General features: G+C 41.5%; 15 protein-coding genes. 7 read left to right on the top strand and 8 right to left on the bottom strand.

Annotated features, from left to right (window positions below):
- Positions 1 to 28: 28 nt before the first annotated feature.
- Positions 29 to 178, top strand: coding sequence for a DUF1540 domain-containing protein (locus tag ACN6NB_RS03340; protein WP_072367870.1), 150 nt, complete (start codon positions 29 to 31; stop codon positions 176 to 178).
- A gap of 200 nt (positions 179 to 378) precedes the next feature.
- Positions 379 to 1,458, top strand: coding sequence for a DUF3900 domain-containing protein (locus ACN6NB_RS03335; protein ID WP_039177040.1), 1,080 nt, complete (start codon positions 379 to 381; stop codon positions 1,456 to 1,458).
- Positions 1,459 to 1,522: 64 nt separating this feature from the next.
- Here ACN6NB_RS03335 and ACN6NB_RS03330 read toward each other — a convergent pair whose 3' ends face one another.
- Positions 1,523 to 2,725 (bottom strand): MFS transporter, encoded by a 1,203-nt coding sequence (locus tag ACN6NB_RS03330; protein ID WP_144491775.1) that lies wholly within the window; start codon positions 2,723 to 2,725, stop codon positions 1,523 to 1,525.
- A 103-nt stretch (positions 2,726 to 2,828) separates the two neighbouring features.
- On the opposite strand from ACN6NB_RS03330, the gene ACN6NB_RS03325 reads away from it, so the two are divergent.
- Positions 2,829 to 3,737, top strand: a complete 909-nt coding sequence (locus ACN6NB_RS03325; protein WP_041087143.1) for a LysR family transcriptional regulator — start codon at positions 2,829 to 2,831, stop codon at positions 3,735 to 3,737.
- A gap of 32 nt (positions 3,738 to 3,769) precedes the next feature.
- Here ACN6NB_RS03325 and ACN6NB_RS03320 read toward each other — a convergent pair whose 3' ends face one another.
- Positions 3,770 to 4,249: an aminoacyl-tRNA deacylase gene (locus tag ACN6NB_RS03320; RefSeq protein WP_039177033.1), complete on the bottom strand. Its 480-nt coding sequence runs from the start codon at positions 4,247 to 4,249 to the stop codon at positions 3,770 to 3,772.
- Positions 4,250 to 4,394: 145 nt separating this feature from the next.
- Here ACN6NB_RS03320 and ACN6NB_RS03315 point away from each other — a divergent pair, with 145 nt between their 5' ends.
- Positions 4,395 to 5,594: an MFS transporter gene (locus ACN6NB_RS03315; RefSeq protein WP_144491776.1), complete on the top strand. Its 1,200-nt coding sequence runs from the start codon at positions 4,395 to 4,397 to the stop codon at positions 5,592 to 5,594.
- Positions 5,595 to 5,611: 17 nt separating this feature from the next.
- Here ACN6NB_RS03315 and ACN6NB_RS03310 read toward each other — a convergent pair whose 3' ends face one another.
- Complete coding sequence (locus ACN6NB_RS03310) at positions 5,612 to 6,343, bottom strand: MurR/RpiR family transcriptional regulator (RefSeq protein ID WP_039177027.1); 732 nt, start codon at positions 6,341 to 6,343, stop codon at positions 5,612 to 5,614.
- Between the two features lie 197 nt (positions 6,344 to 6,540).
- Between ACN6NB_RS03310 and ACN6NB_RS03305 the strand changes: the two genes are divergently transcribed.
- Positions 6,541 to 7,869 (top strand): 6-phospho-beta-glucosidase, encoded by a 1,329-nt coding sequence (locus tag ACN6NB_RS03305; RefSeq protein WP_039177025.1) that lies wholly within the window; start codon positions 6,541 to 6,543, stop codon positions 7,867 to 7,869.
- A gap of 32 nt (positions 7,870 to 7,901) precedes the next feature.
- Here ACN6NB_RS03305 and ACN6NB_RS03300 read toward each other — a convergent pair whose 3' ends face one another.
- Positions 7,902 to 8,549: a DUF3885 domain-containing protein gene (locus tag ACN6NB_RS03300; protein ID WP_144491777.1), complete on the bottom strand. Its 648-nt coding sequence runs from the start codon at positions 8,547 to 8,549 to the stop codon at positions 7,902 to 7,904.
- 113 nt (positions 8,550 to 8,662) lie between these two features.
- Here ACN6NB_RS03300 and ACN6NB_RS03295 point away from each other — a divergent pair, with 113 nt between their 5' ends.
- On the top strand, positions 8,663 to 8,863 hold the full coding sequence (locus ACN6NB_RS03295; protein ID WP_064497696.1) for a hypothetical protein: 201 nt from the start codon (positions 8,663 to 8,665) through the stop codon (positions 8,861 to 8,863).
- 10 nt (positions 8,864 to 8,873) lie between these two features.
- Here ACN6NB_RS03295 and ACN6NB_RS03290 read toward each other — a convergent pair whose 3' ends face one another.
- Positions 8,874 to 9,785, bottom strand: a complete 912-nt coding sequence (locus ACN6NB_RS03290; RefSeq protein ID WP_144491778.1) for an NAD(P)/FAD-dependent oxidoreductase — start codon at positions 9,783 to 9,785, stop codon at positions 8,874 to 8,876.
- A gap of 64 nt (positions 9,786 to 9,849) precedes the next feature.
- The gene (locus ACN6NB_RS03285) at positions 9,850 to 10,287 is read right to left on the bottom strand and encodes an Rrf2 family transcriptional regulator (protein ID WP_039177017.1); all 438 of its coding nucleotides are present in this window, start codon (positions 10,285 to 10,287) and stop codon (positions 9,850 to 9,852) included.
- 184 nt (positions 10,288 to 10,471) lie between these two features.
- Here ACN6NB_RS03285 and ACN6NB_RS03280 point away from each other — a divergent pair, with 184 nt between their 5' ends.
- A complete protein-coding gene (locus ACN6NB_RS03280; protein WP_064497694.1) occupies positions 10,472 to 10,843 on the top strand; it encodes a hypothetical protein in 372 nt (123 codons plus the stop codon).
- Between the two features lie 96 nt (positions 10,844 to 10,939).
- Here the strand turns inward: ACN6NB_RS03280 and ACN6NB_RS03275 are convergent, their stop codons facing one another.
- Together ACN6NB_RS03275 and ACN6NB_RS03270 are read right to left on the bottom strand one after the other, a co-directional pair.
- Entirely contained in the window at positions 10,940 to 12,265 is a 1,326-nt protein-coding gene (locus ACN6NB_RS03275; protein WP_064497772.1) for a 6-phospho-alpha-glucosidase, read from the bottom strand.
- A 17-nt stretch (positions 12,266 to 12,282) separates the two neighbouring features.
- A complete protein-coding gene (locus ACN6NB_RS03270) occupies positions 12,283 to 13,869 on the bottom strand; it encodes an alpha-glucoside-specific PTS transporter subunit IIBC (protein WP_039177009.1) in 1,587 nt (528 codons plus the stop codon).
- Positions 13,870 to 13,925 lie beyond the last annotated feature (56 nt).

Genomic DNA, 13,925 nt, shown 5'->3' with positions numbered 1-13,925 from the left:
TCAATATGAATCACGGAGGTGAATTCCCATGGCACAAAACGTTCTTTGTGAAGTGAACTCTTGCCGTTTCTGGGCTGAAAACAGCTGTACCGCTTCTACCATTAAAATTGGTAAAAACACGATGACTGAAGTGACTCGCAATACTGAAACTGATTGCGAAACATTTGAAACAAAATAATCTATTTTTCTCTGAGATGAAGGAACTGGCAGGTTCCTTCTTTTCTTTTATCATTCTATCAAGAATGATAATTATTATCAAGTGTTTTTCAATAAACATTTCTCGGGAAATAATGACACGATATTTCTCCATTCGTTGACGATTTTCACTCCTTTTTCTATACTCAACATATCCGAAGAAGAAAAAGTGGTGACCAATCAATGGATTTTACGATACGTTTTCTATCATTCTTTGTCGTAGAAATCGAAGGCAAAGATGAACAAGCAAATAAACGATTTAAACATTATCAAACACTAGATCAAGAGGAATTTGAACAAAGTGAGCTGAAGGACTTTTTAGACGGTGAACTGAAAAAAATCGTCAAACGAAAAGTGGACAGACACCCTAAATCTGAACAAGTACCGACCAAAATTGGCCGATTTATTGTAGAACCCGGTCATGAGCTCGATTCAAACCCAAACTACAACCTATTTCATCAAACGAGATTTGCAGATACAAAAGAATTGTTTAATGAATGCAGTGAACAGTTTGTTCGCACATATTTAGATACAAGTGCTGTCAGAGGCGGCGTTTTTTTAGTGGCTTCTGCCGTTCCTAAAAAGTATTTCGACGATTCCTTTGTCTTTATTATGAAATGCGATTTCGAGCAGAAAGTGGCTTCTATCGCTGATACATCTACCTTGATCAGAAAAGTCGAAATGGCCATTACGACAAAAAACATGAAATCAATTCAATACCCGTTTATGCCAGAAGAGGGCATGACTGAGGAAGCTGAAGTGAAAATTCACCAATCCTCACACGCTCGTTATTTTGAGGACTTTTTGAAGTTCGTCGAATACGGTGAATCCATGCCTGAAATCATGAAATCACAGGTCATGAATATGGTACAGGAACAAGTTTTTGAAACATTACAGGATGAAAGTGAAGAATTAAAGCAGTTTGAAGAGGATCTTGAAATATGGGAAGCGAGTGAAAAACGAGAAATTAGAGAAACACTCGATACAGAGCAGGTTACACAAGCAGCCTCTCATATTGTTGAACAAACTCCTGATATCACAATGAAAATGCGTCTAGGCGAGACGGAAATCAAAGGTCTTCTAGCAGACTTTGGCCACTCGATCCATATTGCAAAGCTCAACAATCGATATGTCGTGCTCGTTGAAGCAGATCAAATCGTCTTTGAAAAAGGAAGCACACCTGTTGAGTTTCATAAACCAAATGGGTTAAAAGAGGTGGTCAGCCAGCTGACGCAAAAAGCCTATGATTCAGATGTAGAATAAGAAACCATGACTGCCTCTTGCATTCAGCGCAAGAGGCAGTTTTTTTGTATAAGACCTGAATTTATTATGCTGGATCAGAAGAAACATGCAGCTCTCTGCCTCTTGCCCACATGCTGACAAGCAATAAGCTTATGATGAGCATCAGCCAAAAGACGCTGCTTGATCCAAAAAACTGAATCATCGTATATCCAAACAAGGGTCCTAAAGCTGCTCCCATATCTTGAACAAAGGAATAGCTTGCGAGGAAGCGGTTTTTATCGGTTTGAGCAGAGGCTTTTTGAAAGGCAAGCGTATCCGTTAATGTCGTTAAGACTGTTGACAGCAGCTGGATCAAAAGCAGCATCACAAGAAACCAGCCGCTGACCTTCAGCATGACCGCCAGAAGACTGAGACCTCCAAATGAAAGAAACATCCAGCAAAGCGTTCGTTCCTTCATCACAAGGCCATCAAACCATCTGCCCGTTTTCGGTGCTACAAATGGTTCCCACCCCCATCTGAGCGCTTGAATGATTCCACTTAAAGCCGAAGCTCCGATGACAAAGCCGAACAGAGCAAATTCACCATCACCGATCCTTGCTTCAATGACATGACTGAGTGTTGATGCGAATAACCCTTGTATCACAAGTGCGATCAGCATACCTGTCATTAATACTTTTACAACATCTCGTACAAGCCACCGCTGTTTGATGACTTGATACACCTGCCCCTCTTCTCCCTTTTCAATCTCATCCAAAGAGACATAAAAAATGACCCCTAGTAATGTGAGTAAACCAAAAACAAGCGTCATGGACTGGAAGCCGATCAGGCTGGCAAATATTCCGCCAAATAACATGCCAAATAAACTGCCCAGCCGGTAAAGCCCATTATAAATGCCCGTATAATGCCCCTGTGAGCCTTCGTCCATCTCAGCAATTAACCTCATTCCACTCATACGCAATAACGTCCATGCCAGCCCCCAAGCGCAGCGGCAAATCAGCAGCAGCCAAAAACCGCTCACACCATATAGCATCGTGGTTACTGATGCAATCAATATAGCGATCAATACACCTGTTTTCATTGGGACAAACCGATAGAGCCACCAAACGACAGGCGTTAGCGGGATGCGGATGAATCGGTTGATGGACAGCAGCAGCCCAACCTCCCAAATAGATGATAAACCAATCTCTTTCCAATAGATCGGAAGAACAATATAAAGCATTGAATCCCCAATCAGTGCAAATGCTGTGATAAGCGATATTGACACCACTTGCTTTTGACGATGATCCATTTTCCCTTCCCCCTTCGCTATCTTTACAATAAGGGATGCCTTATAATAAATCTAATGAATGTTTTTGATTGAACCATCAAAATAATTGATAGGTGGTGCAAAGTTGAATTTACATGCTCTTCGAATTTTTGCAAAAGTCGCAGAAACAAAAAGTGTTACACAAACAGCAGACGTGCTATCTTTGACACAGCCAGCTGTGACGGCTCAGCTTAGAAGCATTGAAAGTGAGATCGGGTTCCGTCTTTTTAAACGAAATGGCAGAGGGATTACACTTACGGAAATGGGGAAAATTCTATACCCTTATGCCAGGCAAGTATTCGAGGCTGAAAAGGAAGTAGAATATCAGATTGCACTTTTACAAAACGGAAAAAAGGGGCGGCTCCGCATCGCTTCTACCTATGTACCACTCAACTTTTTACTGCCAGATTGGCTCGCTGCTTTTAAAACATCTTCATCCGAAACGGAAATTGAATTAAAAAGTGGAAACTCCGCTCAGGTTTTAGAAAGCCTGCTTCAATATGAATCAGATGTGGCCATCGCTGTGATCGAGGATTTGCACCATGAGGAGATTCTCACCTCTCATTTAACGAATTTAAGCTATGATTTTATTGTCCCGGCAGACCATCCGTTGAACGGAAAAACTGTCCCGCTAGAGCGGCTGAGCCAGGAGCCTTTTTTGATGCGAGAAGAAGGCAGTTCCACAAGAGATAAACTTTTTTCTCTTTTTACCTCGAAAGGGATCAAAAAACCGACCGTGGACTTACAGTTCAGCGGTGTTCATGAAGCGATACAAATGATCAAAGCTGGATATGGTATCACACTTGTTCCCCGTGATGCGGTTCAAGGCAGTCTCAAGCGGAAAGAAATTGGGCGGGTGTACATTGAAGGCATTGAGATCGTCAGACCAGTTGTTGTGTGCAAGCGGGCGAATGATCTTGAAGAAAATAGAACCGTGGATGCCTTCCTGCAAATGAAAGGTATCGGTCCATTCACTACGCCTGCTGCCAATTAAAAAAGTGCCTGCTCCAAAAACAGGCACTTTTTTTATTCGGCTGGCTGCACGATGTCAAACGGTACAGCCTTTGAGGCTTTCACTAATTGTTCTGGTGTGATGAGGATTTCATTTCCCCATTCTCCTGCTCCAACCCCTAATATCTCTTCCTCTAATAATGAAGCTTCAATGATCGTGCGGAATCCTTCTGGCTGCCAGCAAAACGGCGGAATCGAACCAATTCGATAGCCCGTCACTTCAAGAACCTTCTCCGGTGAAGCCATTTTAATATTACGGGAGCCGGCCGCTTTCTTTAGTTTCCCTGACTTAATATGCTGGTCAGCGCCAACCATCACAAGCAGCTGCTCCCCTTCTCCTGTTTCAAAGATCAATGTTTTGATCATTTGTCTTTCACGAAAACCAAGGGCTGCCGCTACATTTGCTGCTCCTTTTTCTGTTTCGGCAGAAAATGTTTTGATCTCATATGGGATGCCATGTTTGTCCAAAAAGTCATGTGCTGGTAATTTTCTCAAGTGATTGAACCCCTTTCCTTACAATGTCCTTCATTTAGCTTATCACAATCTTCTCATCCTTAAGATGTATTTTTCAATGGAAAGCCTCTGAACCCTTCATCACCATGCTATACTAAACATGTTTTTGAAAAGGAGCCGGTTTAATATGGGAAACAAGTTTTGGTGTTATACAAGCAGTAAAAGCCTTCTCATGCTAAGTGATATTTTATTTGTCATGACGATCACGTTTGTCATTTATCAAGATACACAATCTGTTGCCTATGCGGCTGTCTTTCCACTGATCAGAACGATATGCCAGCTATTGGCTGGGCTTTTCTCTCCTGTTTTAACTGATTACTTTCAAGCTGGCCGCCTATTGAAATGGGTCCCGCTTTTACGTCTTGGGATGCTCGTCGTGTTTACAGCCCAATTTCATTTCTTTCAGCAGCATATGGTCTGGCTGTTTAGTGCACTCATTTTGATTTCCCTCACAGGCGGGTTCATCAGTCCTTTAATGCAGGCGATCATGCCGATGCTTGTGCCAGCAAATCAGCTTGTGAAAGCAAACAGTACAGCGTCCATATTTCATCAAATGGTTCAAATCGCCGGCTATTCGTTCACTGGAATGCTCGTCCTATGGATCGGGCCATTTTATTTAATGTGGATCACTTGTGTCATGATTGTGTTGTCTTACCTATTTTTCATCCCTGTCTTTCCTCTTCTCAAGCAAGAAGAGACGGTTCGAAAAGCAAATAAGACGAACAGCTTCAAAGATGGCTGGACGATCATTTGGACAAATAAAACGGTGCGCACCCTGACGTTTATGGATGTTTGTGAAAATATTGCGGGTGCTGTATGGATCGGGGCAATTACGCTTGCCTTTGTCACACAAGATTTAAAGCAAGGTGAGGAATGGTGGGGCTTTATCAATGCCGCTTATTATATCGGCACCATTCTAGGCGGTCTCTTAGCTGCATGGATGAGTCAATTTATTCAAAAACAGCTTCTTCTCTTTATGGCAGCTGGGTCATTCATTTATGCAGTGCTGACTATTGTCTATTCACTGAACAACCTGCCATGGCTTGCATTACTGCTTTGTATTTTGATGGGGCCTGCTTATCAAATTCGTGATGTTTCGCAGCAAACCATTCTTCAAACGGAAACACCTGTCCAAGATTTATCAAAGGTGTACTCAGCTCATTACGTCCTTTCTTCTGTATCTGTCGGTTTATCTATTTTCTTTGTTGGATTGATTGCGGATGCATATGGGGCGAGGTCTGTGTATTTGCTAGGCGGTCTGTTTGTGCTCGTCTGTTCTGGTATTGCCATCCTTTCTTTTATGAAGCAGAAAAAAGAGAGCAGCTGATTCATGCAGCGGCTCTTTTACTTTTCTTTTAACATCGCGAACATGTCACGGGCCATTGCTTCTAAAATATACACAACTGGCGTCTGTGTGGTGATATTGGCTCTGTGTACCCGCTCATCTGTGACGTAGTAGGCAATATTTAAATCTGAAATGCGCGAAATCGTGCAGTGCTGGTTATTCGTAATACTAATGATTGTGCTGCCTTCCCTTTTTAACTTTGAAATATGATCGATCGTAATACTGTTCTCCCCTGATACAGACAGCACAATGGTGACACTATTGTCTAAATACTGCATATTCATCGGGAAAAATGGATCATTGATGTAAAAGGAAAATTTCTCAAGACTTGAAAAGTACCTCGCCCCATACTGCGCCAAAATGCCAGAACTGCCAGTCCCGATAAACAGCACATTTTTTGCCTCAGCAATGAGTTTCGCTGCCTCCTTAATTTTCCCCTCAAAGTCTCCCTTTAATGTTCGTTCAATAAATTCATATAGAAAGTGCTGTGTGCTTTTTAAAGAAGGTGTCTGCTCTGATTCTAAATACATTTTGAGCTTCACTTTAAACTCTGAAAAGCCTTCACAATTTACTTTTCGGCAAAAACGAAGGACAGACGAGGTGGAAATATGTGCAGCATCTGCAAGGTCTCGAATTCTCATGTACACGACCTTTTCACTGTTTTCCATGATATATCGGTATAAAGCGCTTTCTAGTTCATTAAAGCTGGAAATGACCTCACTTGAAAACATCTGACTTCCCCTTTCTCCAACAACATGTCACATCGTGTTTCTTTTATGTAACAAATCTCTAAATAGGGCACCCTTGCCTAAAGACACTGAAGTCATTTACGCATGAGATGCTCTCACGATAAGCTATAGATGTACAAAATAAAAAAGACTTTTCTCTATTATAACATTGCGCGTTACATTATTCGGAGGTGCAGAGCATGGCAAAAGGATTAAAGGTTGTCACAATTGGCGGAGGATCAAGCTATACACCAGAGCTTGTAGAAGGATTCATTAAACGATACGATGAATTTCCGATTAGCGAGCTTTGGCTCGTTGATATTGAAGCGGGAAAAGAAAAGCTTGAGATCGTCGGAAATCTTGCAAAACGCATGGTCAAAAAAGCAGGACTTCCAATCGAGGTTCATTTAACATTAGATCGCAGAAAAGCGCTTGTAGATGCTGATTTCGTCACAACACAATTCCGTGTCGGACTTCTTGAAGCACGTATGAAGGATGAACGCATTCCTTTAAAATATGATGTCATTGGTCAAGAAACAAATGGTCCAGGGGGTCTATTCAAAGGACTTCGCACCATTCCTGTCATTCTTGATATTGTCAAAGATATTGAAGAGCTTTGCCCGAATGCATGGCTTGTGAATTTCACAAATCCAGCTGGTATGGTCACTGAAGCAGTTCTTCGTTATTCAAACCATCGAAAAGTCGTTGGCTTATGCAACGTGCCAATCGGTATTCGCATGGGAATCGCCAAAGGGCTTGATGTCGACGCAAGCAGAGTCGAAGTCAGCTTTGCTGGATTAAACCATATGGTCTTTGGACTCAATGTATTCTTAGACGGCAAAAGCATCATGGATCAAGTGATCGAAGACATGGCGGATCCAAACTCCAGCATGTCGATGAACAACATTCAAGCGATTCCGTGGGATGCTGATTTCTTAAAAGGGCTTGGCGTTATTCCTTGTCCATATCACCGCTACTACTACAAAACAAGTGATATGCTGGCTGAGGAAAAGAAAGCAGCAGCAAACGAAGGAACTCGTGCAGAAGTCGTTCGCGCATTAGAAAATGATCTGTTCGAGCTTTACAAAGACCCTGATCTAGACATCAAGCCGCCACAGCTTGAAAAACGAGGCGGTGCCTACTACAGTGATGCAGCTTGTAACTTAATTGCATCCATTTATAACGATAAACATGACATTCAGCCTGTCAACACGATTAACAATGGCGCCATCAGTGACATTCCAAATGATTCTGCCGTTGAACTCAACTGCGTTATCACAAAAGACGGTCCTAAACCAATCGCTGTTGGTGAAATGCCGGTCGCTGTCAAAGGACTCATTTCTCAAATTAAATCCTTTGAACGTGTAGCTGCTGAAGCAGCCGTGACAGGCGATTACAACACAGCCCTTGTCGCAATGACCATCAACCCGCTTGTCCCATCAGATGCTGTTGCAAAAAGCATCCTAGATGAAATGCTAGAAGCACACAAAGAATATTTGCCACAGTTTTTCAATAAAGTAGAGGCATAAAAAGAAGCCGCACTTGTCAAAAGTGCGGTTTTTTATTTGGCTGCAAACAGCCGGTCCATCTTAGAACGATCATAGTCTAATAGCCAGTGCTGTAATCCTTCATAGACTGGTCTTAAACGCTCTGGCTCTGCTGCAATGAGATCACAGCCTCGATCATCATATAAGTGAAAAATCATTTTTTTCGAGACATTCATTAGGTAAATTTCATAACCAAGCTTTCCCTTCAAGATTTGATTCGGCGTATAAAAGTCCTCCTGGCAGATCGCATGGAGAAGCGGACGCAATCGAATGTCTTGCAGCTGGCATTTGAGTGTAAATCTCTCTAATGTCAGTGAATCTTCTATTTCTGGACGTACATAAGTCAAAAGCTCGTGACGCAACCGCTTCCTTACTTGCCGATGCACATATTTTTGATAAACCAGGAGCTTACGCTTCGTTAATTCATGTTCATGTTCTGTATACACATCCGTTACAAGCAGCATTTCGTCTTCTGGATCAAAAGCATATTTTACAATCTCAAAAGCACGATCTCCCGATTTTTCTAATACAATCGATTCTTTTCCTAATGACCAATCTGCCACTTCAAAGCGAAGACTAAAAGGCCACCCATAAAAAAGAGGCGGGGTGAGGACAAGATCAGGAAAATGACTTTTTAAAAAGCTATTTGTTTGATCGCTCATGTCATGTCCTTCCATTGATTTTATTTCTTATTTTACCGTTGAAACATACAGGAAAACAATTAGGAATTAACTGTCATTTCTTATATGATAGAAAGAGATGGAGGTGTGACCAATTGAAAAAATGGTTTTTACAGGTGTTCCTCACCGCATTGATCACTATGTGGATACAGACTGGACTTGATCAGGCGAACATCATTCATATTACCAATGTTTGGGTCGATGCCAGCAGCTGGATCCTGATCTTCTTTGTCATCTACGCACTTTTTGAATGGACAGCTCACGTCTTAGCAAAACAGAAAACCGCTCATCGCTGAACATCTCTTTTCATAGAGATGTTTTTTCTTGAAACTCTTCTTGCACAAGTTCATGAATGACACCCATTCCTGCCTGGCTTCCAGCTGCTGCTGCGAGAACTAACTGAGCAGGACCGCCTAGATTATCACCACATGCAAAGACACCACTGACGGTTGTACGTCCAAGAATATCTGTTTCAATCCCTGCATTCTTCGTCATTTGACAGCCAAGCTTTTCAGCAAATGGGGCTGACTGCTTGAATTCACTTGCGACAAAACCGCCTTCCCTTTTTACTGTCTCCCCATTTGCAAGCTGGAGAGAGCGCAGCTCACCATTGTCATGATCAATCGATACAATAGGCACATCAATGACTTGAATAGAATGCTCCGTCAGAAGTGACTTGTCCTCTTCAGCCAACACGTGCCCATTCGTAAACACGATCAAATCCTTTGTCCAATTGGATAGAAGCTTAGCCATATGCAAGGCTCGCTGATTCTCCGCAATAAGGGCAAGCGCTTTATCCTTTAATTCCCATCCATCACAGAAAGGGCAGCTAAACAACGTTTTTCCATACACATCATGAATTCCTTCGATCTCTGGTAATATATCCTGAAGTCCAGTTGCCAAGATGATTTTTTTCGCTTCGAATGTATCCCCTTCGTGTGTCAGTAACGTAAAGAATTCCTCTCGCTTTTGTATATCATTAATTCTACTTCGTTTGATTTGGATATTAGGGTATTTTTGAAGATCTGCCTCTCCGGCTTGTCTGATCTCAAACGGTGTCATTCCATCGTTTGTAATAAATCCATGTGATTCCTGAGTCACTCGATTTCTCGGCAGCTCGTCATCAAATACAATGACCTGCTTTCTGCCCCGGCCCACAACAAGTGCTGCATTTAATCCGGCTGGCCCGCCTCCGATAATGGCGCAATCTAATAACATATCAATCTCTCCTTTTTATTAAAGATTTTAAAGACTCTTAATATCTATAATTAGTTCAAAAAAATCACATCTTGAAAAATGGATTTTTTTCTGTCTGCTCAATTTGGTTCGCAATATCAATTAACCGTTTTTGACTTAACGTCTCCTGCATTTTCGTTTCCACATCCTGCATGACTTGTTCAATCAAACAGCCATCATGAGGCATGAAGGAGTCATGCTCTAAAGAGCAGCGAAATAAATTCGTTTGTCCTTCTACAGCCTGAATGACATCTAAAAACGAAATGTCTTCCTTTCGTTTGATAAGGGTGTATCCTCCCTTTGCACCAGGTGTTGATTCAATCAATCCCGCCTTCACAAGCTTTGTTAAAATTTTGGATAAATAGGTTGGTGAAAGATCTTGCATCTTAGCAAGTGGCTCAACGCCAATCGCTTTACCCTTTGGCGCAATAGTTAAAAACACCATCGTATGTAGCGCATAGTTGGTCGCTTTAGAATATTTCATAAGGAAGCTCCTTTCTATCTATTATAGACCTTTTATATCTGTAATTGATCATAGATGATTCAAGAGAAAAAAGCAAGTACTGTGGATCTGCTCCTCTTTTCATTCCACATTTCACATTTCCTTCCGATAATAGAAGTAAGCACGGAATAAAGTTTTGCTTGAAAACGAGAAGGAGTGAAGAAAAATGTCAGATCAACAGCACAATGCAGCACACGAAGAAGAAGAGGAATTTAACGTATACGACATGCTACCGCCCGCAGGTACAATCATCGGAGAAGCAACAGAAGAAGAAATGGAAGCCGCAGCAGCACTAGAAGTGAGACATGTCGCGTTCATGCGCCTTCAAGATATGTACATTCAATTTGACGGCTCGTCTTACAAAGACTTATTAAAAGACTTCCAAGAATTCGAATTGGATTCCACAAAATTCTGGAGAACCATTGCTAGACGTCTTCAAATTCCATACGAATGGCCAATCCGAATCGACCACGCAAACGGCCCTATTTATATTGGTGAAACTGAGGATAGCCGTGAGGTTGAGGAGAGTGCGGAGTAAGGAATGACGGGCCCCTTTTGGTAAGGGTTCTTTTCGTCTCCATCACAATAAATAAGCAATATGAGCGCTGTCACGCCCATATTGCTTATTCTCCTGTTATGTTAATTCTGGCCAAAATGCTTGATTTGCCACAATTAAGTCGTCTAAAATATCTTTTGCTACTTTTGCACTCGGCACCGTTTTCGATAATGTGATGGCCTGCCATAGTTTTTGATAGGAACCTTCTTCAAATGCTTCTACTACTAATTTTTCTACGCCAACTTGCTGCTCCATGAGACTTTTTTGAAATCTAGGAATTTCTCCAACTACTAATTTTTCTGGACCATTGCTGCCAACGATACAAGGAATTTCGACCATTGCTGTTGGGTCAAAGTTTCTAATGGCGCCATTGTTCTCTACAATCATCAGCATCCGTTCTTTTTTATTAAAAGCAATGGCTCTTGCCAAATCAACGATATAGGAAGCGTGCTCATCAATGGTCAGCTTTGTTTCCTTTGCAGTTCCTTTATCAATGATGGCCTGACACTCACTAAAAACAAAAGCTTCCCGTCCCTCCATGACTTCATTGGCACGTGTGAATTCTATATTGGAATGTGCTACTTCTTCATCTGGAAATAGATAGTATTTCAAATACGTATTAGGGACCGTTTTTGGATCAAGCGCTTGAATATCTTTGGCCTTTTTTAATGTGCTGTTCCAGCTCTTCTGCTGTTCTAGTTCAGATGTTCCATCTGTTGCATAACCATGCTGGCTTACATGCTTAATCACCTCAGGCATTAAGCTATTTCCTGATTTATCTCGAATATCTGTCCACCAGCCAAAGTGATTCAAACCATAGTAATCTACTTCTAGTTCTTTCCGTGAAGATAAGCCTAAATTTTTTGCAATTAATTCTTCGATGCCAATTGGCATATCACATATGTTTAAAATCTTAGAATTCGGTCTTAGCTTACGTGTTGCCTCAGCTACTATCGCTGCAGGGTTCGAATAGTTTAACATCCAAGCTTCAGGTGAGTATTTTTCCATATAATCGACAAGTTCTAATACACCTGGAATAGAACGCATTCCGTAAGCTATCCCGCCTGGACCGCATGTTTCCTGTCCGACGACTCCATGCTTCAATGGAATTTTCTCATCTAATTCACGCATTGCATATTTTCCGACACGAATATGTGCCATCACAAAATCGACTTGAGTAAACGCTTCTTCTGGGTCCGTGCTTGCCAGTAATTGCACTTCTGGTGCTCGTTCTTTTAACATAATCTCACATGCATCTGCAATCGTCTTTTGTCTAGCTTCATCATTATCATAGAGTTTAATTGTATGAATTGGGAACTCCTCTAAATAGTCTAACAGCATCAAAATGATTCCCGGTGTAAATGTACTTCCGCCTCCAGCGATGGTAATATTAAATCTTTTCATGATATCCAGCTCCTTTTTCAATCTAATGAAAGTTTAGTCTCAAAGGACTCTCTTACTTGCGGTACACTTAAGCCAACAATGATTTGAATGCTTTGACCACTCTTAGCCATGCCGTGTGCCAGTTTATTTTCTGTAAAGTAGTCCCTATCTTTCACCAAGCTAGGGTCAATCACTGTAATACGCAGTCGTGTGGCACAGTTTGTCACATCTTTAATGTTTTCTTTACCGCCAAGGCCTTCTAAGAAATAAACGGCTTTCTCTTCATACTCTGATGCATAAACGGGTGATTCCTTTTTGTCATGACCTTTTTTATGACTCTCATAATCTTGTTTTGTATATAGCCTCGTCTCCTCCTCATCTTTTCGTCCTGGTAATGGAATATCAAATTTCACAATCATCCATCTAAATATGACAAAATACAATGCAGTAAAGAGAAGCCCAATCATCGCTTGGATCAGATAAATCCCTCCATGATTTGAGGAGAGCGGAATCCAGTTCAATGCAGCTATTTCAATCAGCCCGGAACCCATCATTCCGACAACACCAAACATATTCATGATTGTCACCATGGTCGCTCCAAGAAGTGCATGTATCACAAATAAATAAGGCGCGAGAAATAGAAACGTAAATTCAAGCGGTTCTGTAATTCCCGCAAATATGGCTGTCAATGTGGCGGGTAATACCAAAGCCAAAACCTTTTTTCTATTTTCCTTCGGTGTAGAAAAATACATGGCTAGAGCTATCCCTAAACAGCCGAACATCTTAATGTTCCCATGTAATAAAAATCCGTATGGATAAAGATCCTTCAAATCGGAAGTTGAGGACGCAAATTCATTTAAGTGAGCAATCCAATATGGTTTTAACCCTCCATTTACAGCCGCTGGACCAAACTCAAAAGGTGTATAAATAAAATGGTGAAGTCCTGTTGGAATTAACACCCTTTCCAAGAAATGAAACAGCCAGACACCAATATAACCAGACTGTGCCATGAACCCTTGGAGAGATTGAATCCCCTGCTGAACATAGGGCCATACAAAAGCAACGATAAAAGCAATAGGAATCATCACAAAGAATCCGATGATGACAACAAATACAAGCCCCTGGAAAATCCCAAGCATTTCAGGCAGCTTTTGATCATAAAAACGATTATGGATCCAAATGACGATTCCAGATATCATCACCGCACCAATGATACTTGTATCCAGCGTAGGTATACCCGCAATTTCTTTTACTCCCGCTACATTCTCAACACCTTGCGATAAATCAACACCAAAAGCAGACGGCCAAAGTGTCAAAATAGCATGAATATAATTGTTAAATACGAGATAAATCATCAAAGCTGCGAGCGTCGCACGGGCTTGCGCTTTTTTTGCAAGTGAGATAGGCAATCCAATCACAAAGGCTAATTCCATATGATTGAAAATCGTCCATCCTCCGCTTTCAATCAGTGTCCAAACCTTATACCACATCGTACCTTCTGCAGCCATTTCCCCCATAATCGCTGGATTCTTACATAAAGTCGCGAGGCCGACAACAATACCAAAAAACGCGAATAAAAGTACAGGAACTACCATAGCACTGCCAAACCGCTTGATTGCATTCATAAGCATTACCCCTTTGCTTGATCCATAACACCACTGTAAAGGCAGCGCTTACAAAA

It is taken from the genome of Bacillus sp. 11B20 (genome assembly GCF_056098985.1).
Note: the sequence above shows the minus strand (reverse complement) of the source record. Positions and strands in the feature narration are given on the sequence as shown.